The 26,244-nt window shown below is 70.8% G+C and carries 24 protein-coding genes and 1 pseudogene; 8 read left to right on the top strand and 17 right to left on the bottom strand.

All coding sequences use genetic code 11. The features are described from left to right. Positions 1-257: 257 nt before the first annotated feature. The 5 genes from ACTMTF_RS02970 to ACTMTF_RS02950 form a co-directional block, all read right to left on the bottom strand. A complete protein-coding gene (locus ACTMTF_RS02970; RefSeq protein ID WP_441109087.1) occupies positions 258-866 on the bottom strand; it encodes a hypothetical protein in 609 nt (202 codons plus the stop codon). After that, entirely contained in the window at positions 863-1,426 is a 564-nt protein-coding gene (locus ACTMTF_RS02965; protein WP_441109086.1) for a hypothetical protein, read from the bottom strand. Before ACTMTF_RS02965 ends, ACTMTF_RS02970 begins: the two co-directional genes overlap by 4 nt. Positions 1,427-1,455: 29 nt before the next feature. Next, positions 1,456-2,175, bottom strand: coding sequence for a DUF6461 domain-containing protein (locus ACTMTF_RS02960; RefSeq protein WP_441109085.1), 720 nt, complete (start codon positions 2,173-2,175; stop codon positions 1,456-1,458). Positions 2,176-2,329: 154 nt separating this feature from the next. Beyond that, complete coding sequence (locus ACTMTF_RS02955) at positions 2,330-3,067, bottom strand: VOC family protein (protein WP_441109084.1); 738 nt, start codon at positions 3,065-3,067, stop codon at positions 2,330-2,332. A gap of 161 nt (positions 3,068-3,228) precedes the next feature. Then, positions 3,229-3,657, bottom strand: coding sequence for a DUF5980 family protein (locus ACTMTF_RS02950; protein WP_441109083.1), 429 nt, complete (start codon positions 3,655-3,657; stop codon positions 3,229-3,231). Positions 3,658-3,851: 194 nt separating this feature from the next. Between ACTMTF_RS02950 and ACTMTF_RS02945 the strand changes: the two genes are divergently transcribed. Further along, on the top strand, positions 3,852-4,058 hold the full coding sequence (locus tag ACTMTF_RS02945) for a hypothetical protein (RefSeq protein ID WP_441109082.1): 207 nt from the start codon (positions 3,852-3,854) through the stop codon (positions 4,056-4,058). Then, positions 4,037-4,123: pseudogene (locus tag ACTMTF_RS02940) on the top strand (transposase); the annotation flags it as partial. The gene ACTMTF_RS02945 and the pseudogene ACTMTF_RS02940, both read left to right, overlap by 22 nt. Before the next feature lie 129 nt (positions 4,124-4,252). Here ACTMTF_RS02940 and ACTMTF_RS02935 read toward each other — a convergent pair. Then, positions 4,253-5,182 (bottom strand): NADP-dependent oxidoreductase, encoded by a 930-nt coding sequence (locus ACTMTF_RS02935; RefSeq protein WP_441109815.1) that lies wholly within the window; start codon positions 5,180-5,182, stop codon positions 4,253-4,255. A gap of 226 nt (positions 5,183-5,408) precedes the next feature. Here ACTMTF_RS02935 and ACTMTF_RS02930 point away from each other — a divergent pair, with 226 nt between their 5' ends. Further along, positions 5,409-6,419 carry a GlxA family transcriptional regulator gene (locus ACTMTF_RS02930; RefSeq protein WP_441109814.1) on the top strand — a complete coding sequence of 337 codons (1,011 nt, stop codon included), beginning with the start codon at positions 5,409-5,411 and terminating at the stop codon, positions 6,417-6,419. A gap of 166 nt (positions 6,420-6,585) precedes the next feature. Here ACTMTF_RS02930 and ACTMTF_RS02925 read toward each other — a convergent pair whose 3' ends face one another. Next, entirely contained in the window at positions 6,586-8,013 is a 1,428-nt protein-coding gene (locus ACTMTF_RS02925) for an N-6 DNA methylase (protein WP_441109081.1), read from the bottom strand. 29 nt (positions 8,014-8,042) lie between these two features. Beyond that, a complete protein-coding gene (locus ACTMTF_RS02920; RefSeq protein WP_441109080.1) occupies positions 8,043-8,888 on the bottom strand; it encodes an SDR family oxidoreductase in 846 nt (281 codons plus the stop codon). Between the two features lie 175 nt (positions 8,889-9,063). Between ACTMTF_RS02920 and ACTMTF_RS02915 the strand changes: the two genes are divergently transcribed. Continuing rightward, positions 9,064-9,948, top strand: a complete 885-nt coding sequence (locus ACTMTF_RS02915) for a helix-turn-helix transcriptional regulator (protein WP_441109079.1) — start codon at positions 9,064-9,066, stop codon at positions 9,946-9,948. Here the strand turns inward: ACTMTF_RS02915 and ACTMTF_RS02910 are convergent. Continuing rightward, complete coding sequence (locus ACTMTF_RS02910; RefSeq protein ID WP_441109078.1) at positions 9,945-10,280, bottom strand: EthD domain-containing protein; 336 nt, start codon at positions 10,278-10,280, stop codon at positions 9,945-9,947. The two genes, ACTMTF_RS02915 and ACTMTF_RS02910, sit on opposite strands and share 4 nt — an antisense overlap. A 135-nt stretch (positions 10,281-10,415) precedes the next feature. On the opposite strand from ACTMTF_RS02910, the gene ACTMTF_RS02905 reads away from it, so the two are divergent. Continuing rightward, positions 10,416-10,805 carry a MerR family transcriptional regulator gene (locus ACTMTF_RS02905; protein ID WP_441109077.1) on the top strand — a complete coding sequence of 130 codons (390 nt, stop codon included), beginning with the start codon at positions 10,416-10,418 and terminating at the stop codon, positions 10,803-10,805. A 15-nt stretch (positions 10,806-10,820) separates the two neighbouring features. Here the strand turns inward: ACTMTF_RS02905 and ACTMTF_RS02900 are convergent, their stop codons facing one another. The 5 genes from ACTMTF_RS02900 to ACTMTF_RS02880 are packed head-to-tail and all read right to left on the bottom strand — an operon-like array spanning position 10,821 to position 19,843. Beyond that, a complete protein-coding gene (locus ACTMTF_RS02900; protein ID WP_441109076.1) occupies positions 10,821-14,243 on the bottom strand; it encodes a hypothetical protein in 3,423 nt (1,140 codons plus the stop codon). Then, complete coding sequence (locus ACTMTF_RS02895; protein ID WP_397000546.1) at positions 14,240-15,052, bottom strand: carbohydrate ABC transporter permease; 813 nt, start codon at positions 15,050-15,052, stop codon at positions 14,240-14,242. The genes ACTMTF_RS02900 and ACTMTF_RS02895 overlap by 4 nt, the downstream gene beginning before the upstream one ends. Further along, complete coding sequence (locus ACTMTF_RS02890; protein WP_397000548.1) at positions 15,049-15,981, bottom strand: carbohydrate ABC transporter permease; 933 nt, start codon at positions 15,979-15,981, stop codon at positions 15,049-15,051. Before ACTMTF_RS02890 ends, ACTMTF_RS02895 begins: the two co-directional genes overlap by 4 nt. After that, positions 15,978-17,279, bottom strand: a complete 1,302-nt coding sequence (locus ACTMTF_RS02885) for an extracellular solute-binding protein (protein WP_441109075.1) — start codon at positions 17,277-17,279, stop codon at positions 15,978-15,980. Before ACTMTF_RS02885 ends, ACTMTF_RS02890 begins: the two co-directional genes overlap by 4 nt. Further along, positions 17,276-19,843: a glycoside hydrolase family 78 protein gene (locus tag ACTMTF_RS02880; protein WP_441109074.1), complete on the bottom strand. Its 2,568-nt coding sequence runs from the start codon at positions 19,841-19,843 to the stop codon at positions 17,276-17,278. Before ACTMTF_RS02880 ends, ACTMTF_RS02885 begins: the two co-directional genes overlap by 4 nt. A gap of 125 nt (positions 19,844-19,968) precedes the next feature. On the opposite strand from ACTMTF_RS02880, the gene ACTMTF_RS02875 reads away from it, so the two are divergent. After that, positions 19,969-20,754, top strand: coding sequence for a DeoR/GlpR family DNA-binding transcription regulator (locus tag ACTMTF_RS02875; protein ID WP_397000554.1), 786 nt, complete (start codon positions 19,969-19,971; stop codon positions 20,752-20,754). On the opposite strand, the gene ACTMTF_RS02870 is transcribed toward ACTMTF_RS02875, so the two are convergent. After that, positions 20,669-21,643, bottom strand: coding sequence for an AraC family transcriptional regulator (locus ACTMTF_RS02870; RefSeq protein ID WP_441109073.1), 975 nt, complete (start codon positions 21,641-21,643; stop codon positions 20,669-20,671). The two genes, ACTMTF_RS02875 and ACTMTF_RS02870, sit on opposite strands and share 86 nt — an antisense overlap. 101 nt (positions 21,644-21,744) lie before the next feature. Here ACTMTF_RS02870 and ACTMTF_RS02865 point away from each other — a divergent pair, with 101 nt between their 5' ends. Next, positions 21,745-22,536 (top strand): phytanoyl-CoA dioxygenase family protein, encoded by a 792-nt coding sequence (locus tag ACTMTF_RS02865; RefSeq protein ID WP_441109072.1) that lies wholly within the window; start codon positions 21,745-21,747, stop codon positions 22,534-22,536. 18 nt (positions 22,537-22,554) lie between these two features. On the opposite strand, the gene ACTMTF_RS02860 is transcribed toward ACTMTF_RS02865, so the two are convergent. Then, the gene (locus tag ACTMTF_RS02860) at positions 22,555-23,328 is read right to left on the bottom strand and encodes a VOC family protein (RefSeq protein ID WP_441109071.1); all 774 of its coding nucleotides are present in this window, start codon (positions 23,326-23,328) and stop codon (positions 22,555-22,557) included. Positions 23,329-23,682: 354 nt separating this feature from the next. Here ACTMTF_RS02860 and ACTMTF_RS02855 point away from each other — a divergent pair, with 354 nt between their 5' ends. Continuing rightward, positions 23,683-24,663 carry a TIGR01777 family oxidoreductase gene (locus tag ACTMTF_RS02855; RefSeq protein ID WP_441109070.1) on the top strand — a complete coding sequence of 327 codons (981 nt, stop codon included), beginning with the start codon at positions 23,683-23,685 and terminating at the stop codon, positions 24,661-24,663. A gap of 134 nt (positions 24,664-24,797) precedes the next feature. Here the strand turns inward: ACTMTF_RS02855 and ACTMTF_RS02850 are convergent, their stop codons facing one another. Beyond that, positions 24,798-26,210 carry a WGR domain-containing protein gene (locus tag ACTMTF_RS02850; protein ID WP_441109069.1) on the bottom strand — a complete coding sequence of 471 codons (1,413 nt, stop codon included), beginning with the start codon at positions 26,208-26,210 and terminating at the stop codon, positions 24,798-24,800. Positions 26,211-26,244: the final 34 nt, after the last annotated feature.

Raw genomic sequence — 26,244 nt, 5'->3', positions numbered from 1 at the left:
AGTCGCCGTCCGGCCCGGCCATGTAGCCGTCGAGGGAGACGCTCATCGAATGGGTCTCGCTGCGCATCAGAAGTCCTCCTCGGTGACGGGTACGACAGGAGGACCGCCGGACGCCGCAGAACTCATCGCGGCTCGCGGGTTCCCCGGCGGCTTCTTCTGGACTTGGCCGTCCCGGCGTCCTGGCGCTTGCAGCTCGGCGAGCAGCCTGCCCGCACTCCCAGACGCTGCCGGCGGCGATACCGTCCGTAGACCGTCTGCTACCCCACCGGTGACGGCGGGAGGGTGTAGAGGGCCCTCTTCTCGTCCAGCCATGCGCGGTCGATGAACCGGCCGCTCATGCGCCCGGTGAGGAAGAGATAGATCTCCAGGCAGGCCCGGTTGTGGTCCTCGGGTTCGGTGATCCAGGATCCGGAGCGCACGACCGCGGGCACCTCGGGTGGGGCGGCTTCCCGGAGGTAGGGCTCGACCATGGAGCCGGGTTCGGTGATGATCTCGCCGTACCACCGCTGGGGCGCCCAGGCGTTCGTGACGCCGTCACCGTAGAAGAGATCGTGCACGTAGGCATCCATGGTGCGGATCTGGAGGAAACGCAGGCCCGCCTCCGTCAGGCCCGTGGTCACCGGGGGCGGGCCGCTGATGGTGAGGGCGTGCGTCCATCCGTCGGCGTGGGGGCCGATCCAGACGCGTTCGGTGAAGGCCATCGGCCGGTAGTGGGCCATCGCGGTGGCCAGGTCGCAGTCCTGGCGGGAGGCGAGATCCGCGCCGAGCAACATGGCCACGGCTTCGGCGTCGCCCGACTCGACCCAGGTGCCGGTGAACCCACGGCCCAGTCCCGCGCCGAGCAGGAACTCCCACTGGTCGCTCATGGTGCCCACGTCCCGTCCCGGATGCGGCAGAGCAGCCCCGGCGTGGTGAACCAGGTGTCGTCGACGAACCTGCCGGTCGTGTACCCCATCACGGCGAGGAACAGGTTCATCTCCTGGGCGATGCCCGAGGAACCGACGAGGTGCGCGCCCTCCTTCATCGGGCGGTCCCAGACGTCCGGGGGCATGTCCAGCCAGCGGCCCTCATCGACATAGACCGGATCGCTCACCCGGCCGATGGCCTGGTCATATGAGAGGTAGAAGGCTCGGCCGCCCGGCTGCGGGAGCGAGTCGAGAGCCCACCACAAGCACGATCCGGACAGGGCGAAGAGCTTGACCCAGCCGGGGCTCTGGTCGGCCACCCACACGACGTCCTCCTGGGAGAGAGGGTGATGCCATCGCCGCGCCTGGTTCAGGTCGCAGGCGAGCGTCTCCTCCTCCGCTCGCAGCCTGGTGACCACCGCGCGGTGGTCGGGCGCCTCGACCCACGAGCACACGAACGCGCCCGCCAGATCTCGCTCCTCGAAATACGACCACTGGTCGAACCTGTCACGGTCCGTCATGAGGCTCCCCTCGATATCTTCGCGAACGCTCAGGTAGTGGTCGGTGACCTGGAAATGACCCCGGACAGGTACGTGGACCCCTCCAGGACCTGGGGCGAGAGCTTGATTCCGGTGAGGCGCTCGATCAGGACGAGCCCTGGCCCCCTGTAGAGCTCATGGTTGTCCCCATAGTCGTGGTCGATCTGCTTCATGGTCTCCACGAGTTCGCCGGGAACCTCGGAGTAGCCCTCCTGTGCCCAGAAAGCGAACCGGATGTCCCCGTCCTCCACCCAGCGGAACTCCTCCAAGCCCTTGATGTCGAGGCGATAAAGGGAAACCAGGCGGGTGCCCGCCGACAGCGGCACGATGAACGTGTCGTCCGCGCCCAGGTAACTGTTGGACTGCGCGACGAACGCCCAGTCGTCGATGGCCGTGACCGCGACGAATTCGGTCTCGGAGCCGTAATGGAAGCCGACATCCATCGCATCATCGAGCGTCGTCCAGGAGAACTTTTCCGCTCGGCCGCCCATTCGGACAATAAGCTCCTCAGGTGTGAGCCCACGGACGAAGATGAAGCTGAAGGCCTCCGCGAGACCGGAGTCGGTGAACCAGGCGTAATCGCCAGGGGGCGTGATCATTCGGCGATCATGGCAGAGCCCACCGACACAAACTGCCGACGAATCGATCTCCTTGGACCGATCGTCGCGCAGGGACAGGCACCGGCTCGGCGAGGGGCCCGCTGACACCTTGACCGCGCTCAACGTCAGCATGCTGACCAGGTTGCGGACTCAGCCGGCGCACTCGACACCGGGATGAACTCGCGGCCAGGTGGCGGCCGTATCGGACGGTCAGCCCTGGGATCTGCTCGACGAACGTCGTCTTCGCGCACGTGGAAGTGCGAGCCGCAGGTGGAGAAACCCTGCGTCAGCCCCGTCCGAGGACGCAGAACTCGTTGCCCTCCGGGTCGGCCAGAACCACCCACGGAACATCACCCTGGCCGACGTCGGCGGCGGTGGCGCCCAGAGCCCGTAGCCGGGCCACCTCCGCCTTCTGACCTTCAACGGGATAGGGCAGCAGGTCGAGATGAATGCGGTTCCCCACGGTCTGCACGCCGGGCCTGCGAAGGAGCTCCAGATACGGGCCCACCCCCCTGGCGGAGCGCAGCCGCGCATGATCGTCGGTGACCTCGTGCAGGGTCCAGTCCAGCGCCTCGTCCCAGAACCGGGCCACGGCCCGCGGATCGGCGCAGTCGACCACCACCGCGGCGATCGGTCCGGTGTCCCGGTAGGTCTCCCGAGGCTCCAGCACGCAGAACACGTTGCCCTCCGGGTCGGCCAGGACCGTCCACGGCACGTCGCCCTGGCCCACATCGGCCGGCGTCGCACCGAGCTCCTTCAGCCGCGCCACCAACTCCGCCTGATGCGCGGCAGAGGTGGTGGCGAGGTCGAGGTGCACGCGGTACTGCACCGTTTCGGGGTCCGGGACGGTGACGAGATCGATGTAGAAGGCGTCGGGGTCCGGCCAGGCGAAGCCCTCGGGTGCGAGGTTGGTCACGCCGGGTCCCTCGCTGGAAACACTCCAGCCGAGCGCCTCCGCCCAGAACCGGCCGAGCGCCGCGTCATCCCGAGCCTTGAAATTGACCTGAACAAGTCGCAGTGCCATGCCGCCGATCTTATGACCGGATAGATGGGTGCTATGAGCCCGCCGGTGGGCCATACCGCGGACGCGAACCTGTCGTCGGCAACAGCACCGCGGCGACCGCCGACGCGACGAATGGCGTCGTGGCGGCCGCGCGGGCCTGCCGGCATGTGCGGGGGGCGACGCTAGTAGCAGCGCACCTTCACGTTGATCGTGACGGGGACGGACTGGGTCTCCGTTCCATCCGTGGCTGTCAGTGACGCGGTGTAGACCCCCACCGGGAGTGGCGCGACCTTCATCTCGATGAGGCTCTGTACTATCGCCTGTCCGCCGGGGTGGGTGGGGTTGGAGCCGGGTCCGACCAGCAGTCCGTCATTGCTGGTGAAACCGGGAGGCAGGTTCTCCAGCTTGCTCTGGATGACCTTCGACCAACTCCCGTTGATCTGGACCAGGAAATACGTCCAGTGGCCGTCGGTCGTGTGGATGCAGATCCGCTGGTCCATATCGTCCAGCTCCCACGTCGACGCCGTGGCCGCTGTGGTGCTGGACAGCACGAGCGCCAGCCCGGCGGTCGCGCCGAGTGCCAGCCTGGCGGCACGGGGGATCGGGTTCACGTCTGCCTCCTTGATGGTGCTCCGGGAGATGTTTTCTCTTACAGTCAACTCTTGTTAAGTGAAAGATCAATGAGATATTTCTGTGAGTTCCCGAAATTTTCGGAGTCCGGCGCCAACCGATCGGCTGACGTTGGGAAGTCACTGAGGCCGCCCAGGGCTTAACACGCCCCGGGCGGCCCTCATGAAAAGAGAGGATGAAGATCATCGCCGAAATGATCGCTTTTTTCACCGAAGAAGACGCTGCCAAAGACTTGTACGGGATCTTTGATATCGGCGTCGATGAGGAGATGTCAGGAGGAGAGCCCAGCCCATGGGCTGTCCTGCCACCCGGACCCGAGGAGCGGGTGACCGTCGGCCCCAACGCGGTGATGCTGCAGCGGAGCGATACTGCCGTCGCCTGATCATGGATGCCATCCGGTATGTGGCCGACAACGGCTGCAAGTGGCGCAACTTGCCCGCCGACTTCCTGGCGTCCGGTTCGAGCTCCCTGCCGTCTTCAGGCGTCGGGAGTTTTTTCCTCTTGAGGCGTGGGCGCGGACCGTCGGAGCACGCTCGGCATGGGACACAGCCACCGCCTGCGCCGGAGCCATCCGCCTCAGCGCACGGTGATGACCAGCTTGCCCGTGGTGCGGCCCGTTTCCCCCAGAACGTGGGCCCGGGCGCCTTCGGCGAGGGGGAAGGTGGCGGAGACGTGGGCGCGGAGCCTGCCCCGGTCGACGAGGTCGGCGATGGCACGCATCCCGGCCTGGTCGTGCTCAACGATCAGGGTGACGGCGCGGACCTGTGCCTTCTCGGCCGCGGCTCGGGTGTCCTCGGCGCCCGGCACCAGGGAGATGAGGACGCCGCCGGGGCGGAGCACGCCCACGGAACGGGTGGCGGTCTCCCCGCCGAGGGCGTCGAGGACGACGTCGTAGCGCTCCTCGGTGTCGGTGAAGTCCTCGGAGTGGTGGTCGATGCAGGCATCCGCGCCGAGCTCGCGCAGGAAAGCATGCTTGGGGGCGCTCGCCGTCCCGGTGACATGAGCCCGGCGTTCCTTGGCGATCTGTACGGCGAGGTGACCGACACCGCCGGCCGCGGCGTGGATCAGCACCCGCTGCCCGGCCCGCAGGCCCGCGGTCTCGACGAGGGCCTGCCAGGCGGTGAGCGCGGCCAGCGGCAGAGCGGCCGCCTGGATGTGGTCGATCCCGGTGGGCTTGGCGACGAAGGCGCGGGTGGGACCGGTCACGTACTCGGCGTGGGAGCCGGCTCCATACGGGTAGGGCAGCATGCCGAACACCTCGTCACCGGGCTGGAAGAGGGTGACGCCCGGGCCGCTCTCCACCACGGTGCCGGAGACGTCCCAGCCGAGGATCAGCGGCGGGGGTGGCAGGAAGATACTCAGGGCGCGGTGCTTGAAGTCCGTGGGGTTGAGTCCGGCCGCGTGCACGGCGACGAGGATCTCCCCGGGGCCGGGCGCGGGCCGCGGAAGCTCGGTCAACCGCAGAACCTCCGGGCCGCCGAGGGCCGTCTGGTGCAGGGCGAGCATCACAGGGGCGCTGTGCGGGGCAGCGGGGCCCGGGGAGCTGAGATTGTCAGGGGTGTCCGTCGGAGTCATGCCTCGATCCTGGCCCTACGGTCCAGCCCGGGGCGATGGCAAGAAGGTCAGCCTCCGATACATTCTTGCCATGTCCGTCGACCCTGCCGCCCACCGCGTCCCCCACGCCCTCCCCGCGTCCGCCCGGGCCCGTGACCTCGCTGTTCGCGCGGCCGAACTGGACCCGGCCCCGCGGCCCGGCGCGCACAAGGTCGTCGTCCTTGCCCTCGACGGCGTCTACCCCTTCGAACTCGGCATCCCGCACCGGGTCCTGGGATCCGCCGATGGCCGCTACGAGGTGCTGTCCGCGAGCGTGGACGGGCGACCCGTACGTACCGACGCGGACCTGACCGTCACCCCCGGGCACGGTCCCGAGGTGCTGGCCGAGGCGGACACCGTGATCATCCCTCCGTACGGGATCTCGCCGGCCTCGGCCGCCGCCCCGGACCCGCAGGCCCTGGCCGCCCTGTCCCGTGTCCGCCCCGGCACCCGCCTGGTGTCCATCTGCACCGGCGCTTTCCTGCTGGCCGCCGCCGGTCTCCTGGACGGACGCCGAGCCACCACCCACTGGGAGCTCACCGACATCTTCCAGGAACTGTTCCCCCGGGTCGAGCTCGATGTCGGCGTGCTCTTCGTCGACCACGGTGACGTACTGACCTCCGCGGGGGCGGCGAGCGGTGTCGACATCTGCCTGCACCTGGTGCGCCAGGACCACGGCAGCGAGGTCGCCAACCAGGTCGCCCGACGCTGCGTCGTGCCGCCGTACCGGGACGGCGGGCAGGCGCAGTACATCGAGCGGCCGCTGCCGCCGGCGAGCGAAACCGGCACAGGACCGACCCGCGACTGGGCGCTGCAGCGGCTGGAACTGCCGCTGCCGCTGGAGGAGTTGGCCGCGCACGCGGCGATGAGCACCCGCACCTTCTCCCGACGCTTCCGGCAAGAGACCGGTCTGAGCCCCGGCCGCTGGCTGACCCAGCAGCGGCTGAGGCGGGCGCGGCACCTGTTGGAGTCCAGCGACCTGCCGGTGGAACGGGTCGCCCACGAGGTCGGCTTCGCCACCGCCACCTCGCTGCGGCGGCACCTGGCAGCGGAGACAGGGGTCGCCCCATCGGCGTACCGGCGCACCTTCCGCGTCTCGGATGATCCGGCCGCGGGCGACGTCAGGGAAGCATCAGGACCTGGGCGCTGAGAGGTCGTTCTCACGCAAGAGCGGGCCTGCCCTGCTGCTGGTTCTTAACGGCACCCCCAATCGACCTGACGATCAGTTTGTACACGGGCACTTAACGGTCGTTGACCAGCCGTGCTCGTGAGCCGCCGCAGGTGTCCTGGAGTGGGACGGCCGGCTCGTTCCTGCCTCACTGAGGGCGTATCGCGCCGCTGGTGAGGCCGTCGCGCGCCATCGAAGCGGCCTGCTCCCCCAGGTCAGCGAGCTCCTTGACCTGCCGTTCGAACTCGTCGAGCGCGCGGAAGGCGGCGCCGTACAGCCGCTGATCCTCGATGCTCATCCGCGCGCCGTCGAGCGTGCCGGGGCCGGCGGTGAGGGGTGGTAGCAGGGTCAGCACTTCGTGGAGCCGGTGCGCCAGGTCCTCGCGCAGGGACGCGTACTGCGCGAGCCGGTCGCTGCGGGAGGCCGCGACGTGGCGCGCGGGGGTGAGGTCGACCGTCTCGTCGAGCAGCTCGACCAGGGGTACGTCCACCACCTGGCCGGGAGTGGGCGTGAGCGGGCCGTCGGGGTCGTCGGCCGTGAGATCCACCATGCGTACGGAGGAGACCGCGTCGTCAGGGGAGGCCGGTCGGGCCAGCAGCCACAGGTGCACGGGCTGATCGTGCTCGGCGGCCATCCCCGGGGGCAGGGCGACGAGCTGGGTGAGGAGGCCGCGTCGTACGAGCTCCGCGCGGATGTGGCGGCCTGCCTCGCGGTGGGCGACGGCGGGCGGCATCACCAGGATCGCCCTGCCCGCCGGCGCGACGTGCGCGTAGCAGTGCTGCAGCCAGGCCAGCTCGCCCCCCGCCCGGGTGGGGACGCCGAGCTCCCAGCGGGCGTCGAGCAGCAGGTCTTCGCGGCCCCAGTCGGGCGCGTTCACCGGCGGATCGCAGACCACGAGGGGCGCACGCAGCTCCGGCCAGCCGTCCGCGCGCAGGGAATCGCCCGTTCTGATCGTCACGTCTCCCCGCCCGGCGAGTCGTGCGCGCGACCCGGCCAGCCGGGCGGCGGCCGGGTCGAGCTCCTGACCGGCCACGCCGCAGCCGTCGCCGAGCGCCAGGAGCAAGGATCCGATGCCGCAGGCCGGGTCGAAGACGACGCCGTGTGCCCGGCCCGCGAAGTGCTTCACGGCGCGGACCAGGCGAGGACCGGTGACGTGCCCCGGAACCGCCGAACCGGCGAGACGTGCCGTCAGCCCCGCGACCACCTCGGACGGTGAGCTTTCGGCGGCCAGACCGGTGGCCTGCGATGCGATCTCGTCGTCGAGAGACGCGGCGGCGCCGGTGACGAAAAGGTCCGCGATATCGGCGACGCCGCGCGTCATGTCGTCTCCGTACGCCCGCCGCAGAGTCTCCCAGAGGAGCACCGCCCCGGGGTCGCTCCTACGCCGCCGGTCCAGCCAGGTGTGCACCTCGGACAGGGCGAACAGGGCGTTGCGTGTGCCGCCTCCCACCGGAGCGGGAAAGTCGGCGTGGCGCCTGCGCCAGCCGGAGACCGCGGCCCGCGTCACACCCACCGATCTCGCGATCTCAGCAGCCGTGACCAGGAGATCAGCACCCGACCGGGACTCGGCGTTCACAGCGGCAACAGTACACACATGCCTGAGAGTCAGGCGGCTGGGAAGTCGGTGGCGGGTGCGCTGAGGGCGGTGGCGTCGAGGTTGTCCTGGAGGGCCTTGACCTTGGCGGTGGCGTAGGCGTGGGCGTCCGAGCCGAGCAACTGGCGCAGCGGGCCGTCGCCGGCCACGACCTGGCCGATGATCGCCTCCGCGCCCTTGACCGGGTCGCCGAGCTGGCTGCCCTGGAGCTTGAGGTGGTCGGCGACCATCTCGCGGATGGCCGGGTAGTGCTCGGTGGTGTCGGCGGGCAGGGCGAGCGAGTCCTCGGTGAGGAAGTCCGTGCGGAAGTAGCCGGGTTCGACGATGGTGACCTTGACGCCGAAGTCCGCCACCTCGGCGGCAAGGGCCTCGCTGAGCCCTTCCAGCGCGAACTTCCCCGCGCTGTACAGCGCCCAGCCCGGGACGGCGGTCAGGCCCAGGATCGACGACACGTTGACGATGTGGCCGCCGCGCTGCTCGCGCAGGACGGGCAGCGTGGCACGGAGCACGTTCCACACGCCGACGACCTGGACGTCGAGCATGTCGCGGATGTCGCGGTCGCTGGTCTCCTCCACCGCGGCCAGGAATCCGTAGCCCGCGTTGTTGACGACGCGGTCCAGGCCGCCGAAGCGCTCGGTGGTCTCCCGTACGGCCTGCTTGACCGCCGCCTCGTCGCGCAGGTCGACGGTGAGCGGGAGAAGGCGGGCGGTGTCGACGTCGCCGAGCGCCGCGAGCAGCCGCTCGGCCGAGCGGGTCGTGGCGGCGACGCTGTCACCGCGCGCCAGCAGTTGCCTGACCAGTTCGAGCCCCAGGCCGCGGGAGGTGCCGGTGACGAACCAGATCGCAGGAATAGCCATGATCGTCCCTATCTGTGGGCCGCCCCGAGCGGTTCTCGGGGCCGGTACGTCATCCAGCTTGGTCCGGCCCACCTCGCTGTAGAGGCGCATATCGAGCCCTGTACGACCGCGGACGGAGCAACCTAGGACGCACAGGGCCAGTCTGGAACGCCCCGGCGTCGGGGACACTGGTGATGTGGCTAAGACCAACCGTGAACTGGCTGATTTCCTGAGACGAGCCCGTAGCCAGGGCGACCCCTCACGAGCCGGCCTTCCACCGGACGGCCGCGTCCGCCGGGTGCCGGGCCTGCGCCGCGAGGAAGTCGCCCTCCTGGCCGGAGTGTCGACCGACTACTACGCCCGCCTCGAACAGGGGCGGCCGATCGTCCCGTCGCCCGCCGTCGTCGAAGCCCTCGGCCGCGCCCTGGGGCTCGACGCCGCGGGACGCGCCCATCTCCAGGACCTCATCGGCGTGACCGCGGCGCCGGCCCGCCGGCGTCCCCCCAGCGTCCAGCGGGTCCGTCCCGGCCTCTACCAGCTCCTCGACGCCCTCGACGGCGAGCCCGCCCTCGTCCTGGGACGCCGCACCGACGTCCTCGCCGCCAACCAGATGGCCAAGGCGCTGTTCACCGACTTCGAGCAGTTGCCGCCCCGGCAGCGCAACTACGCACGCTGGATGTTCCTCGACGACGACGCCCGCTCCTTGTTCGTCGACTGGGCCGACCAGGCGCGGGCCGCGGTCGAGAGTCTGCGGTTCGAGGTCGGCCGCGACCCTGACGACCAGGCCACGATCGCCCTGGTCGACGACCTGCGCGCCCGCAGCCCCGAGTTCGACCAGTGGTGGGAGCAGCACCGCGTGCACCAGCGCACCCACGGTTCCAAGCGCCTCCGCCACCCTCTGGTCGGCGAACTGACGGTCGAGTACGAGACTCTCTCGCCGCCCGGGGACCCCGACACGACCCTGTACGCTTACACCGCCGAGGCGGGATCACCGTCGAAACGGGCTCTGGACCTGCTCGCGAGCTGGAGCCTCACCAGCCCCAGGCCCGGACCTGACCGCCCACGGCCGAAGCCGAGCTAGATGACGATTCTCTCTTCGGTGACCATCACCGCGACCGAACTCATATCGATGAACACACTCTCGTCCGGGTTCACCAGCTTCCTGTAGTTGTCGGACGCGAAGAAGGCGTCGTGATCGGCCCAGCTTTCGAACCAGATCTCGGTCAGCCCGTCGTAGGCCGGACTCGGATAGCCATCAGCGGGCACCGGGTGCGAGACGGTGTACTTCTTCACCAGCTGCCGCGCTTCAGGAATGGAGGTGAACAGCGGGGCGTGACGGTTCCGGTGATAATCGACGAATTCCTCGAAGGTCATTCCCTGGATACGGTTGATCAGGAAAGCGAATTTGATCATGCCTGTCCTCTTTCGTGCTCACGGAAGCGAAAGGCCGGCGACCGGACGCCGGGTCGCTGACCACGGGCTACGCTAAATGCTGACATCGATGTCACGGGCAAGCCGTTGTGACCCAACGCACATGAGGGGTGTGAGATGCGGATCGGTGAGCTGTCCGCCCGGACAGGGGCGAGCCGTCGCTCACTGCGCTACTACGAGCAGCAGGGCTTGCTGGTCAGCACGAGGCACCTCAACGGCCAGCGGCACTACGACGACGGTCACGTCCAGCGGGTGACGCTGATCCAGAAGTTCCTGGCGGCGGGCGTGCCCAGCCGGACCATCGCCCAGATGGTTCCCTGCATGGCGGAGCCCAGCAGCGAAGGCGCCCGGCAGGCCTTGACCGCGATGCATCAGGAGCGAGGCCGCCTTTCCTCCGCGATCGACGACCTGACCGCCGCCAGAGAGGCCCTTGACCTCCTGATCAACGAAAACCTGGCCTTCCTGGCGGAGGACCGCCGCACCGGCGCCGCCCTCCCCGGTCGGTGAGCGGCCTCCGGCGGCTCAGGGCAGGCGCAGGCGTACGGGTCCGAACAGGCCGGTGACCCGTTGCCCGGGGAAGACGAAGTGGGTGGGGCTCACCTCGTCCAGGTAGGGGGCGAGGGTGCCGAGGACCAGGATCTCGATCGTGTTGTCGCCGTCGTCGAGCCGGACGTCGAAGGTGTACGGCGAGCACACCCTGATCCCGCAGGGCCGCCCGTTCACGGTCACCTCGGCGGTGCCCCGGACCCGGCCCAGATCGATCAGGCCGGGACCGGCCGTGGCGTTGACCGTGGTGCGGTAGCGGACGCCGCCGCTGTAGCCCGCCAGCCCGTGCTCCTCCCAGTCGCCGAGCCGCATCCGGCCGGGCCCGCAGGTGAAGCGGACCGGTCCGGTCAGCGCCGCGCCGGAACGGGCGCCGGGGGTCGTCGTCACCCTCAGCTCGCGGCCGTCGACGATCTCCACGGAGCCCGCCGCGTCCACCTGGATGCCGGTCACCCCCGGCGGCGGGTCCAGCAGGAAGCGCTCGACGCCGGATCGGCCTCCCGGCACCGCGAACCCGGCGGGCAGCGCGGCCGGGCGGCCGTCCAGCCAGCCCGCCTCGGGCAGTGGGTGCGGCCGGGGGCGCAGGTACAGCGCCGCCGGGTCACCGTGCTGGCGTCGCCGTACGCGCGGCCGGGACGACCAGCCGGGACCGGAGACGACCAGCCCGTCGACCAGCACCCAGCCGTCGGACTCCACCCGGATGGTGTTGTCGCCGGGCCGCAGCAGGTGGGCCACGTCGTAGCGGCGCACCCGGGGGATGTCCGCCTCCTCGTACGGGTCGAAACCGCCCTGCCTGCCCGCTTCCTCGCCGTTGACGTACAGGACGCAGGGCGCGGTCGAGGCGACCTGGATCAGTTCGGGCCGGCCGACGCGCACCGTCGTCTCCAGCGGTGAGCCGCCGATCCACTCGGGCCGGACCGCGTCGGCGGGATCGGCCACCAGGCAGACGTAGGCCCGCAGGTCGAGCTCCTCGTCGGGAACGAGCAGCAGCTCCAGCGCGTGGTCGCCGGGCGTGAGCGGCGACAGCGACACCGCGGCGTAGCCCGCGTCGTCGAGCGGCTGCTCGTCGCCGTCCAGCCACACGGTCTTCGCGGCGCCGGCGCCGACGGCCAGCCACGCCTGCCGCCCCTCGGGCACGGTGAGCAGGCTGCGGAAACGGGCCCGCCCGCCCGCCTCGACCCGGCCGAAGGCGAGGAAATCCCCTGGTACGTGCCCTTTCGGGCCCAGCGTGTCACGGTGGATCGGGTCCTTGCGCAGCCCGCGCGAGTCCGACCAGACCGAGGGCGTCCACGGGCCGTCGCCGACCCGCTGCTCCCCACGGGGGCCGAACGTCGCGTGCACCGTCTCCCCGTCGGGTGTGCGCAGCGTCCAGCGTTCGACGGTGGCGCGGCTGCCGAAGTCCGACCAGGTGTCGTCCAGCGTCGGGACGAGCTCGACGGCCCACTCCTCGCCCAGGTCGATCTCTTGGAGGTACGGCGCGGGCGGGGGGCCGACGGGGACGTGACTTCCGTCGAACACGAGCAGCGCGGCGGGCGCGTCGTCGAAGGGCACCACGACCTCCACCGCGTCGCCGTCCATCGTGTACGGCAACGCCCTCGGCTCGCCGCCGAACAGGCCGGCCAGCAACGGGGTGCCCGAGACGCCCCTGACCTTGACCCGCATCTCGCGCGCGTACCTGCCGGGGTCGAAGTCGATGGCGGCGTCCAGCCAGCCCAGCTCCACGCCGCGTTCCTCGGGCCGGCCCACCCCGATCCGGCTGGCCATGGGGGACGTGGCGGTGAGGAACACCAGCGTGGTGTCGTCGACCTCACGCACCAGCGGCGGCACCGGCGCCTCGACCCGGCGGACGAGCCCGGCCAGCGCCTCGCCGAGCCGCTCGCTCGACTCGACGTACAGGGCGTCACCCGTCTCGAACCGAGCCCGCAGCCGTGGCGAGTCCGGCAGCGCGGCCACCGCGATCAGCAGGCCGCCGCCGCTGACGAACTCGTCGAGCCTGGCCACGACGTCCTCGTCGATGACGGTGACGGCGGGCAGGACGAGAGCCCGGTAGGCCTCGGTGGAGACCGTCAGCCGCCCGCCGGTCACGGCCGCGCGCCGCACCGAGTCGTCGTCGATCACGTCGGCGTCGAGGCAGAGCCGGTCCAGCGCGCCGGGGACGGTCGCGAACCACGCCATGTCGCCGACGATCTCCCGGTACACCGTCTGCGCCCGCCCCGCGTCACCGTCCGGGCTGGGGTCCGCCGTGCCCGCGACACCCGCCTGCGCGGTCGTGGTGGGGAGCAGCACGGCGACGTCGCAGGCGTGCCGGCCCAGCGACAGCGCGGCGCACAGCCGGGTGACCGCGTCCGCGAAGACGCGGTGGTGCCGCCAGTACGGCTGGCGCCAGTCGGTGGACGGCGGCGCCCACTCCCACCAGCCGCTCCTGGTCGTGTAATAGACCGCGTGCGGGTTGTAGAGGGTGGCGCCGGCCCGCAGCCAGGGCAGCAACCAGTCGAAGGTCTCCTCCAGCGTGCCGCCCCACCCGCTGGAGTGGAAGGCCTCGATCCAGGTCCGGGGCCTGCCGTACAGGTGGGCGAGCGAGGAGTGCAGGCGCGCGTCGCCGTGGTGGTCGGATCCGGGCGCGCTGAACCAGCGGTGGGTACGGGCGTAGTCGGCGTAGAGTCGCACGCCGTCGACGGGATGCCCGGCGCGGGCCGGGTCCTGCTGGTCGCACCCGTTGAGCAGCCCGTTGCGTTCGTGCCAGGCGGCGAGCGGGCGGAAGAACGCCTCCTCGGCCAGCTCGGCGCGGGTGACCTGGTACGCCTGCCAGTCGGGGTCGGCGACCGAGAACTCCCGGCCGCGCCTGGCCGCGTACTCCTCGGCGAAGGAGGCCGACCAGGTGGGCAGGGTCGGCAGCTCGTCCTGGAACGACCCGGCGATCACCTTGCCGAACCAGTGGCCGAGGCGGCGCTCGAACTCCCCGTGCACCCGGTCGAGCAGCACCGCGCAGGCCGTACGGGACAGGTAGTCGAAACCGCGGACGGAGACCGACCCGTCGGCGGCCAGCCACTGCCCGGCGAACTCCGGATGCTCCAGCACCAGGCGCGCCTGCAGGTCGGCGCCGGAGAAGCCGAGCTGGTCGTAGAACCACAGGTAGGCGCCCAGGTCGGCGGCGTCGGCGCAGACCTCGTCGAGCAGCCGCCACCACGCCTCGGACAGGAACGGCGGGTCGTCGGCGTCGGCGCCGAACAGCGGTCCGGACGGGGCCAGGTTCAGGATGACGAGGTTGCGCACACCCCCGGCGACCAGGCGCTCCATCTGCCAGCGCAGCCGGTCCCGGCGCAGCGGCTCGCCGCTCCACCACCAGATGGCCGCCGGCGAGTGGGAGGCGGGCGGCTCGCGGAGCACGTCGAAGACGTTCATCCCTTGAGCCCGCTGGCGAAGCCCTTGATGACGTAGCGCTGCAGCACCAGGAAGACCGCCACGATCGGCAGCGCGCCCAGGACCAGCCCGGCGAAGACCAGGCCGTGGTCGGAGACGTACTGACCGACGAAGGCGAAGACGCTGACCGGGACCGTCTCGAAGCCCGAGCCGCCGAGGTAGAGCAGCGGGGTGAAGAAGTCGTTCCAGATGAAGACCGCGTTGAGGATCAGCACGGTGCCGGTGATCGGCCGCAGCAGCGGGAAGACCACCCGGGTGAACGCGGTCAGCTGGGAGGCGCCGTCGATCTGGGCGGCGCTGGCGTAGTCGGCGGGCAGCGCGCGGATGAAGCCGGTGTAGAGGAAGACGGTGAACGGGAGCTGGATGCCGGTGTAGAAGATGATCATTCCGGTGTGCGTGCCGATCAGGCCCAGGTCGGTCACCAGCTCGTACAGCGGGATCATGCCGAGCTGGAACGGCAGCACGATGCCCAGCAGGAACAGGATGTACAGGCCGTAGCCGAGGCGGCTCTTCACCCGGGCCAGGTAGTAGGCGGCGAACGAGCCGAGGGCGATCAGCGCGATCAGGCTGACCACGGTGATCACGGTGCTGTTCATCAGCGACGGGCCGAGCGCCGCCGCCGACCAGGCGTTGGCGAAGTTGTCCAGGGTGGGCGGGGCGGGCAGGGCCAGCGGCGTCTGCGAGATCTGCGCCGGGTCCTTCAGGGACAGCGCGACCAGCGTGTAGACGGGGAAGAGGAAGGCCACCGCCGCCGCGATCATGACGATTTCGAGCAGGAACGTTCTTCTCACGCGGTCACCTCGCGGTTGCGCAGGTAGTAGACCTGGACGAGGGAGACGGCCGCCACGAACAGGGCGAGCACGAGGGCGATGGCGGTGCTGTAGCCGAACTTGCCGAAGACGAACGCCTGCTTGTACAGCACCGTGGACAGCGTCTCCGTGGCGTAGCCGGGGCCGCCGTTCGTCGTGGCGAAGATCTGGTCGAACAGCTTGAGCCCGCCGATCGTGGAGAGCATCATGTTGATCGTCAGGGCCGGGGCGAGCAGCGGCCAGGTGACGTAACGGAAGCGCTGGAAGGTGCCCGCGCCGTCGATCATCGCCGCCTCGTGCAGCTCCTTCGGTACGCCCTCCAGCCCGGCCAGGAAGATGACCATGGAGTAGCCGGCGTACTGCCACACGACCATGCCCGCGACCGACCACAGCGCGACCGACGGGTCACCCAGCCAGTTCACGTCCAGGCCGAGCAGCCCGTTCAGGCCCGCCGACGGATCGGGGTTGTAGATGTACTTCCACAGGAACGCCACCATCACCGGGCTGACGACCACGGGCGCGAAGAAGATCACCCGGAGCAGCGCCCTGCTTCTGAGCTTGGCGTGCACGCCCAGGGCCAGCAGCAGCCCGATGCCGTTCTGCACGGCCACGATGGCCACGGTGAGCAGCAGCGTGTTGCCGATCGAGCCCATGGCCTGCTCGTCGTCCAGCAGGGTGCGGAAGTTGGCCAGCCCGACGAAGGACATGTCCTCGCCGATCCCGCTCCAGTCGGTGAAGGCGTAGAACACGCCGCTGATGGCGGGATAGAGCACCACCAGCGCGTAGACGAACAGGGCGGGCGCGGCGAAGAGCCAGGACGGGGTGATGACGCTGAAGCGCCGCCGCCGGCCCGGCCTCCGGGGGGAGGCCGGGCGCGGCCGGGCGGACTTCGCGGTGGCGATGGGGGTCACTTCTGGTAGGCCTCGTCCATCTTCTTCAGCGCCTCGTCGATCGTGGCCTTGCCCGCGAGCAGCTCCTGCACGACCGCGAAGTGCACCGGCTGGACCTCGGCGTTGGGCCAGCGCTGGTCCATGAACGGCACCGCCCGATCCTTGGTGAACGGCAGGAACGACTCCACGGCCGGGTCGATGGTCGAGCCCGCGTCCTGGGTGAGCGGGATGGCGGCGATGGCCTTGGCCCAGGCGTTGATGTTCTCCTGCTTGCCGAGGAAGTCGATGAACGCCTTGGCCTCCTCCACGTTCTTGCCCTTGGCGCTGGCCCCCAGCCCGACGACGACGCCGGCGGGGATCCAGACCGAGGCGGCGTCGTCGGCTCCCGGCACCGGGAACATCGACAGGTCATCGGGGGCGGACGCCGCCTTGCGGAAGTCGGGCAGCACGGCCGACACCTGGACCGCCATGGCGGCCTTGCCGGTGGCCACCATGGAGATCTGCTGCTCGAACGTGGTGCCGTTCGGCTTGTCGTTGAAGAAGCCGCGCTTCTGCAGCTCCAGGTACATCTCCATGGCCTGGCGCCAGCCGGAGTCGGCGAAGGTGGCCTGACCGGCGAGCTGCTTGTCGTCGAAGGTCGGGTCCTTGGCGTAGACGGTCGAGGGCACCAGCGCGTACGTGATCAGCTGGGTTACCCACGCCGTCTGCGCGCCCAGCGCGATCGGGGTGATGCCGGCCTTCTTCAGCTTGTCGCACACGGCGAGGAACTCGGTCCAGGTGGCCGGCGGCGCCTCCACCCCCGCCTTCTCGAAGGCCTTCTTGTTGTAGATCGCGCCGATGACCGAGGATCCGGCGGAGTAGATGTAGGTCTTGCCGTCGAGCTGGAAGGCGGGCTTGAACCCGGCGGGGATCGTCTGCGTCCACGGCTGGGCGGACAGGTCGGCCAGCAGGCCGGCCTGCACGATCTGGGACATCGACATCGCACTGCCGCTGCCCGGGTACACCACGTGCAGGTCGGGCGCGTTGCCCGCGCCGAGCTGGGTGCGCACGGAGGTCTGCACCTGGTCGGTGGGCGCGAAGGAGGCGTTGATCCGCACCGACGGCTTGGCCTGCTGGTAGGCGGCCAGCAGGCTGTCCATCGGCGCCTTCTGGTCGGCGACGCCGACGAACCTCAGCTCGGTCGTGGTGCTCTGGCCACCGGTGGTGGCGGCGGTGTCCGGCTTGGTGGAGCAGGCGGTGGCGGCCGCCGCCACCGCCAGGCCGCCCATCATGCGGAAGAACTGGGTGCGGCTCATTCTGGCGTCGCGCAGATCGGTCATGCTGTCGTCTCCTCGGTCGTGCGAAAGGTGTGATCCCCCGAGGGCACCTGGTGGATCTGCCCGTCGGGCAGATGGACGGTGGCGGTCGCGCCGGGCGGGACGGTCACGGCGAGGTGGAAGTCCCCGCCGGCGCGCTCCCACGCCACGGCGATACGGCCGCGTACCGACTCGTAAGAGGCTCGCGCCCAGGTCAGTTCGCCGGGCAGCGGGCGGATCACCAGCTCCCGGTAGGCGACGGAGTCCGGCGCCTGGCCGATGCCGGCGACGCCGCCGTACAGCCATTCGCCGACCGAGCCGAACGCGTAGTGGTTGAAGGAGTTCATCGAGGGGGCGCCGGCGCCGTCCCACCGCTCCCAGATCGTGGTGGCGCCGTGCCGTACCTGGTAGCGCCAGGACGGCGGGGCGGTACGGTTCAGCAGCGCGTGCGCGAGGTCGTCGCGGCCGTGCTCGGACAGGATGGGGCAGAGCAGGTTCACGCCCAGGAAGCCGGTCTGCGGGCCGTGCTCCTCGACCAGCTCGGCGAGCCGGCGCGCGGCGGGAGCTGTCCACTCCGGCGGCAGCAGGCCGAAGGCGAGGGCCAGCAGGTACCCGGTCTGGGTGTCGCCCGTGAGCCTCCCCGAAGCCGATGCGAACGTTTTAATGAAGGCGGTGCGAATGTCGTCCGCGAGCGTCCTCAGGCGCTCCGCGTCGGCGGTCCGGCCGTGGATCTGGGCGGCCCTGGCGGTCAGGTCGGCGCTGCGGTGGAAGAAGGCCGTGGCCAGCAGCTCGCGCGGGGTGGCGGGGCCGGGCGACAGCCAGTCGGCGTAGTGCGGCCCGGTTCTGGCACGCCAGATCAGATCCGGGTTGTGCCGTTGGACGAAGTCGACCCAGGCGGCCATCGAGTCGACGTCGAGGAAGCGGGCGTCGCCGTACACGCGGTACAGGTGCCAGGGGATCAGGACTCCGGCGTCCGCCCAGCCGGGCGCGCCCTCCTCGGCGACGCCGCTCAGCCGGGGCGCGACGTTGGGGAAGCCGCCCTGCGGGGTCTGCGCGTCGCGCACGTCCCGCAGCCACTTGGCGAAGAACGCGGCCACGTCGGCGTTGAGGCAGGCGGTCGGCAGGAACACCTGCGCGTCGGCCAGCCAGCCGAGCCGCTCGTCGCGCTGCGGGCAGTCGGTCGGGACGCTGACGAAGTTGCCGCGCTGCCCCCACTCGATGTTCCGCTGGAGCCGGTCGAGCTCCGGGTCGGAGCATTCGAACGTGCCCGTCCAGGGGGTGTCGCTGTGCAGGACCACGGCGGTGACCTCGCCGAGGTGCTCAACGCCGGTGATCTCGGCGTAGCGGAAGCCGTGGTAGGTGAAGCCGGGCTCGAAGACGGTGGCGGGTCCCGCGCTGATCAGCACGTCGGTCGCGTCGGCCGTGCGCAGGTTCGCGGTGTCCAGGCGGCCCGCGGCGTCGAGCGTCTCCGCGTGCCTGATCGTCACCCGCGCGCCAGGCTCCAGAGCCGGTACGGCCACGCGGACGCGGCCTACCAGGTTCTGCCCGAAGTCGACCAGGTGGGTGCCGGGGCCGGTGCGGGTGACGGAGACCGGGGCCAGTTCGCGGACCGCCCTGACGGGCTCGTCCGGCGACGGCACCAGCGGCGCGTGGTCGTGGCCGGTGACCACGGCCGGGCTCCAGGAGGAGTCGTCGAACCCGGGCAGCTGCCAGCCGGTCGTGGCGGCGCGCAGGTCGTGGCACTCACCCTTGAGCAGGTCGGCGTAGCGGACGTGGCCGCGGCCGGCGCGCCAGCCGTTGCCGGAGGCGACACCCTCAGCAGGGCCGGTGGCCACGACCTCGGCCGTGCCGTCGGCGTAGGTGAGGTGCAGCTCGGCGATGAGCTCGGGGAACGTGCCGTAGTGGTAGCCGGGACGGCGCGGGTCGAACCCGGCGAATCCGCTCCACCAGCCGTCGGCGAGCGTGACGGCCAGCACGTTCTCACCCTCGGTGAGACAGCTCGTCACGTCGTAGGTCTGGTACTGGATGCGCCGGCGGTAGTCCGTCCAGCCGGGGGCCAGCTCGGCGTCACCCGCGCGGTGGCCGTTGATCCTGGCCTCGTAGAGCCCCTTCGCGCTGATGTACAGCCGGGCCGCCGCCACCGGTGAGCGGGGCTCGAAGGCGCGGCGCAGCTGCGGGCAGGCCGACAGGCCGTGGTCGCGCAGCGCCAGGTCGCCTTCGGTGGGCGGATCGACGTGCTCGACAGCGTCGGGGTCGGCCGCGATCCAGGATGCCGTCCATGCGTCCTGCCCGGTCTCGAACCACGAGCGTGCGGTGCTCGACGTGCCGTCGCCGGCCCAGAGCGTGACCTGCCAGGTGTAACGGGTGCGTGGGCGCAGCGGCGGCCCGGCGTATCTGACGCCGATCGCGGCGGGATCGTCCAGCCGGCCGCTCGACCACAGGCCGTCCACCTCCACGAGGCAGGCCACCGGGTCGGCGCCGCTGAGCCGCCAGGACAGCAGCGGTGCGGAGGCGCCGGTGCCTACCTCCGTGCCGAGCGGCGTCGCGCGGTGGTCGCAGGACAGGCCGTAAGGCCGCACGGAGCCCATACCCCACCTCCATGTTGCTTGAGTGTTAACTTAACGCCGAAATTGTTAAAAGGGACGGTATGAGTCGCCCAAGTGGGGTGTCAAGAGTAAGATTCGCGACCGTCCGGAAGAAGGTGGGAGCTCAGGTGAACGCACGGCAGCACATCTCCGGTAGGTCCGCGCGGCGACAGGAGATGGCCGAGCACATCGTGCGACAGGGCTCGGCCTCGGTGACCGAGCTCGCCGAGAGCTTCGCCGTGAGTGTGATGACCGTCCACCGCGACCTCGACGAGCTGGAGCGCCAGGGGATGGTGCGCAAGGTACGCGGCGGCGTCACGGCCCAGGCCTCCAACGTCTGGGAGAGCAACATCGCCTACCGGCTCACGGCCCACACCGCCGAGAAGGACGCCATCGCGCGGCTGGTGGCCGGCCTGATCGAGCCGGGCAGCTCCGTCATGCTCGACGACTCGACCACGGCCCTGGCCGTCGCCGGTCACCTGGCCGAGGCGGCGCCGCTGACCGTCGTGACGAACTTCCTGGAGGCGATCAGGCTGCTCGCCGGCAATCCCAGCATCCGGCTCATCGCGCTCGGCGGTGAATATCACGCCACCCATGACTCCTTTCTCGGCCTGGGCTGCGTCGAGGCGGTCGACGCGGTGAGCACCGACGTGGTCGTGGTCTCCACCTCGGCGGTCTCCGACCAGTACGCCTTCCACCAGGAACAGGAGATCGTCCTGGTCAAGCGGGCGATGCTGCGCTCGGGCGGGCGGCGCATCCTGGCCGTGGACGGCTCCAAGCTGGCCCGCGTGGCCCTGCACCGGGTCGCGCCGCTGGCCGACTTCGACGTCATCGTGGTCGACTCGAACGCGCCGCACGAGCTGCTCCAGCGGCTCCGGGACCACCACCCGAACGTTCAGGTGGCGCAGTTGTAACACTTTGAGGGTGATTTTTAACAGCCGCTCCGGCCAGGGCGCTACGTCGCCGGTACTCGGTAGGCGTCAGCCCGACCAGCGTCCGGAAGCGGCGGGCGAAGTACGTCGGGTCGTCCCAGCCGACGGCGGCGCCGACCCGCGCGACCGGCAGGGTCGAGTGCGCCAGCAGCGTGGCGGCGCGCTCGGCTCGCAGCCGGGCCAGGAAGGCCAGCGGAGTCACCCCGACGTACTGCCCGAACAGCCGGCCCAGGTAGGCGGGATCCAGACTGACCGCCCGAGCCAGATCATCCAGGCGCCACGGATCCTCAGGCGCCGCCTCCAGCCGGGCGATGGTGGCGGCCACAGCGGGATGGACGGCGGGCCCGGACGTCTCCGGATCGGGATCACGGCCGTCGACCAGGATGCCGAGCACGGTGACCAGCCGGCCCAGCACCCGGCCCGGCCGGGCCTGATCGGCTGCCAGGTCCCGTTCGAGCAGGCCGATCTCCGCAATGGCCTCCTCGGCGGCGGCCGGATCGACGGCCGTGACCGCCACACCGTGCGTGCCGGACGCCACCGGATCGGTCCACAGCACCCGGCGCAGCATCGCGATGTCGGACAGCGCCGCCAGCTCGGTCCGCAGCGCCTGGGTGGACAGGCAGCAGTTGGCGACGGTCAGGCCGGCGCAGTCGCGGAACCCGTGCCAGGCGCCCGGCCGGAGCACGATGACCTCACCACGCCGCAGCTCGTGCTCGCCCTGGCTGGTCACATGCCGGCCGCGACCGGCGCCGATCACCGCGATCTCGAGGAAGTCGTGCGCGTGCGGCTCGATGCCGGCGTCCAGGTGGTGAACACCGCCCAGGACCGGGCCCCCGGCGAACAGCGCGTGCTCGTGCAGCGTGGCAGGCATGTCGGGATCGTACGACTACTCGCCGGGATCGGCCTAGCCCACGACGGCCCACCACGACGACGCTGGGAGCATCCCGACGGCAGGAACCCTGGAGGCCAGTGATGACCACGACCACGACCGAGCAGCACGGCAGCGACGTCGGCGCCGACGGCAGGGTGCCGGACGCGCTGGTGGAGGCGTATCGCGAACACGGTTTCGTCCGAGTGCGCGGCGTACTCGGACCGGAGCAGGTCGAGCGCTTCCGGGCCGGCGCCGAGGCGTTCCTGGAAGCGCACCGCGCGGAGAGCCTGGAGAGGCAGGGCGTCTTCAGCCAGCTCGTCAACGTCTGGCAGCGTGACCGGACGCTGCGGGAGCTCACGCTCGACCGGCGGCTCGGCCGGATCGCCGAACAGCTCGCCGGGTTCCCGCTGCGGCTCTGGCACGACCAGATGCTGGTCAAGGAGCCGCACAACAACGCCGCCACCGAGTTTCACCAGGACCGTCCGTACTGGCCGCACAGCGGCGACCGGCTCCCGCTGTCGGCGTGGATCGCCCTGGTCGACGTTCCGCCGGAGCGGGGCTGCATGACCTTCCTGCCGGGCACCCAGCATCGCACCGGCCTGCGCCCGCAGGATCTCCACCACGAGGAGGACCTGTTCGAGGCGGACCCGTCCCTGCGCTGGATCCCCCGCGTCACCCTGCCGCTGCGCGCCGGCGACTGCACCTTCCACAGCGGCTACACCGGCCACATGGCGCTGCCCAACCGCACCGACCAGGCCCGGCTCGCGCACGTCAACATCTACATGGACGAGGCGACGGCCTACAGCGGGACCGAGCACATCGTGACCGACCCGCTCGGCCTCGCCGCGGGCGACCGATTGGACGGCGACGCCTTCCCCCGCGCCTGGGCGTAGCCGCCGCGCGGGCACGTGTCAGGCCGGTCCCGTCCGGGTGGAGAGGACGGCGAAGCGGGCTTCGTGCGGGTCGGCGAGCAACGCCGTCCGGCCGACGCCCTTCACGTCCTCCGCCGGGGCGTGGACCGTGCCGCCGAGCTCGCGGCAGCGGGTCACGGCCGCGTCGCAGTCACGCACCGCGAAGCAGGCCAGCCAGTGCGGCGGTTCACCGGGCTGGAGCGGGACCAGGGCTCCCAGGGCCGCGTCGGCGTCGCGGTCGCTGCCGGCCGGGGTGATCAGCGGGCAGGTCGTGTCCCCCCGCGGCGTCTCCTCGAACCGCCAGCCGAGGACCGTCTCGTAGAAGCCCTGGACGGTCGTGGCACCGGGCACGTGCAGCTCGATCCAGGCCAGCGAGCCGGGCTCGTTGACCAGGTCCACGCCGGGGGTCCCGGCGGGCCGCCAGATCGCGAACCGGGCGCCCGCCGGGTCCCTGAACTGTGCCATCTCCCCGTGGGGCGCCAGCTCCACCGGTGGCATGACGACGGTGCCGCCCGCCTGCTCGACGGTCCGGGTGGTGGCCTCGCAGTCCCGCACCTGGAAGTAGGGGATCCAGGCCGAGGTGACCTCCTCCCCCATGAGCGCGCCGAACCCGGCGACATTCCGGCCGCCGACCTGGCAGAAGGCGTATTCGGGCACCTGCTCCTCGAACTCCCAGCCGAACAGGCCGCCGTAGAATCGCTTCGCGGCCTCCAGGTTCGGACTGTCGAGCTCGATCCAGCACGGTGAGCCGGGCAGGAACTGAGTGGTGAGCATGGCGTGCTCCATGGTCACTGTGCGATGGCAGGCCGTCCCCCCGAGCCTGACATGGCTCACCGGCAGGACAAGCACGACACGCATGATCGGAAGAACGTTCGACGACGGCATACCCCGTCCTGGGCACGGTCGAGCCGGAAGCCGACGGTCAGCGGGCTGATCACGAGCTGGCGGCGACAGTCGTGAGGGCCGCAGAGGCCAGGTGACGATCATCGGAGGCCGGCAGGGCTACCCAGGCAGCGAGGCCGTGGACCGTTTCGGAGGCCGAGGGGTCGTCCTCGGCTGATCGCCGCCCCGGCTTTGAACGCGTTCAACTCCCTGCGCTAGGGTCGTCCCTGACGCCTGGGGGACCAGATGAAGATTGTGATACCCGGCGGGACCGGGCAGGTAGGCACGATCCTGAATCGCGCGCTGACCGCGGCGGGCCATGACGTCGTGGTCCTGACCAGACGGCCGGTGCGCGACCGCGAGGTCCGCTGGGACGGCGAGAGCCCGGGGCCATGGGCGGCGGAGATCGACGGCAGCGACGTCGTGGTCAACCTGGCCGGGCGCAGCGTCAACTGCCGCTACACCGCGGCCAACCTGCGCGCCATGATGGACTCGCGGGTCCGCTCCACCCGGGTCGTGGGCGAGGCGATCGCAGCGGCGGCACGGCCGCCCAAAGTCTGGTTGCAGATGAGCACCGCCACCGTTTACTCCCACCGCTTCGACGCGCCCAACGACGAGGCGACCGGCGTCCTCGGCGGCGCCGAACCCGGCGTACCGGGCTACTGGGCCTACAGCGTCGAGATCGCGAAGGCCTGGGAGGGGGCCCAGGAGCGCGCCGACACCCCGGACACGCGCAAGGTCAGCCTGCGCACCGCCATGGTGATGAGCCCCGGTCGCGGCGGCGTCTTCGACACCCTGCTGCGGATGACGCGGCTCGGCCTGGGCGGCCCGATCGGGGGCGGCGCACAGTACGTGTCCTGGATCCACGACCGCGACTTCGTCCGCGCCGTCGAGTTCCTGACCGAACGCGACGACCTCGCCGGGCCGGTGAACCTCGCCGCCCCCGCTCCGCTGCCCCAGCGCACGTTCATGCGGGTGCTGCGCGCCGCGTGGGGTGTCCCGGTGGGCCTGCCCGCGACGAGGTGGATGGCCGAGTTCGGGGCGTTCGCGCTGCGCTCGGACACCGAGCTGCTGCTGAAGAGCCGCCGGGTCGTCCCCGGCCGCCTGCTCGAAGCGGGCTTCGCCTTCGACCACGCCCACTGGCCGGAAGCGGCCGACGACCTCGTACGACGCGCACGAGGCGGGCCTGCGCCCCGTACCGGCCTCACCCAGCCGCCATCAGCTTGATGAGCCGGCCGAACCGGCACCCATCCGATGGGCGCATCTCGTCTTCGTGATCGGCGACGATCTCCTCGGCCTTGAGGAGAGCCAGGTCGCATAACGAGGGCCGGAGCGCTCACGCCGCCGACAGCACGTCCGGGTCAGAGCAAGCGTCGGATCTCCCCGTAGACGCGGTAGAAGCCGCCGCGTCCCGCCGAGCGGACGCCGTCGACGAGGTAGCGGGCGCCCGGCTCGCGGATCTCCTTGGGGAACTGCACGTTCCACGGCTCGTGGCCGGGAGTGACCACGCGGACCCGCAGCCGCTCGCCCTCGCGCAGGCACTCCACGACCACGCCGTTCTCCGCGTCGGTGGTGGTCTCCAGCACGACGGACGGCTCGACCGTGGCGAGCGACGCCGCCGCCTTCACATCCACGCGCTGCGGTACGGTGCCCGCGCGGGCGGCCGTGATCGCGGCCTCGCTCGCGTCGATGCAGGCCAGGGAGCCGTCGGTGGTGACGATGTAGAGCCGGTCGTCGAGGAACTGCATCGAGAAGGCCGAGCCGCAGCCGGTGCCGAGCTTCCACAGCCGTTCGCCGGAGGCGTCGAAGCAGTAGACCGAGGAGTGGTTGTCGCCCGCGAAGACGTAACGGCCGCCCGGCGAGGTGGCGCACGAGTAGACGGCGCCGTCGCAGCGGTAGACGGCCTCCACCCGGCCGTCGCCCTTGGCCAGGCGGTGTACGGAGCCGCGGGCGGTGCCGGCGTAGACGGAGTGCTCCTCCTGCCAGCCGAACAGCACCTGGTCGGCGAGCGCGGTCTCCCAGACGGGCGCGCCGTCGTCGGCGGCGTAGCGGGCGACGCCCCGGGAGTGGCCGTGGTAGACGGCGTCCTCGTCGCACCTGACCATCCAGGCGGAGTCGCCCCGGCCGGTGCGCGCCCACTGGAACTCGTCCTCGTAGTCGATCGTGGTGATCCGCCCGGCGCGGTCGGAGACGCCGAGGATGCCGTCGTGGATGTCGAGCCAGTAGATGTCCACGTCGGCGGCGATGTCGTACGCGGCCCGCGGGACCTTGCCGCTGAGGTCGTACACCTTGCCGTCGTCGCAGCCGGCGTAGATCCAGAAGTCGTCGGCGACGATGCACTTGACGCCGTCGGGCAGGCGGTAGCGGTTCGTGACGGTGCCGGAGTGGGTGACGGTGTAGACGTCGCCGCGCTGGTTGCCGACCCAGCAGCGCTCCTCGTCCACGAAGATCCCGAAGGCGGAGGCGCCGCTGTCGAAGCGCCACAGGACGGGCGCCTGCTGGGCGGTGGAGCGGCTGCTGGCGATGGCTCTGCGGGTGACCGCCCTGCGCTGCCGGACGCCGCGCACGGCGGGCGCGTAGCCCTTGCGGACCTTCTCGCCGATCTTCTTGGCGGCCACGGCCTGCGCCTTCGCCGGGTCGGGGAAGGAGGTGACCTTGGTCTGGCCGCTCTCCCCGATGCGCCCGTAGGTGATCGTGACCTGCGCACCGGACACGATCACCTCGTAGAACTTGTGCGCTCCGTCGCCGTCCTCGGACAGTTCAAGGTAGGTCATGTCCCGCTCTCCAGATGATCCAGGGGTGATCGAC

Source organism: Nonomuraea sp. ZG12 (genome assembly GCF_052068115.1).
GTDB lineage: Bacteria > Actinomycetota > Actinomycetes > Streptosporangiales > Streptosporangiaceae > Nonomuraea.
Note: the sequence above shows the minus strand (reverse complement) of the source record. Positions and strands in the feature narration are given on the sequence as shown.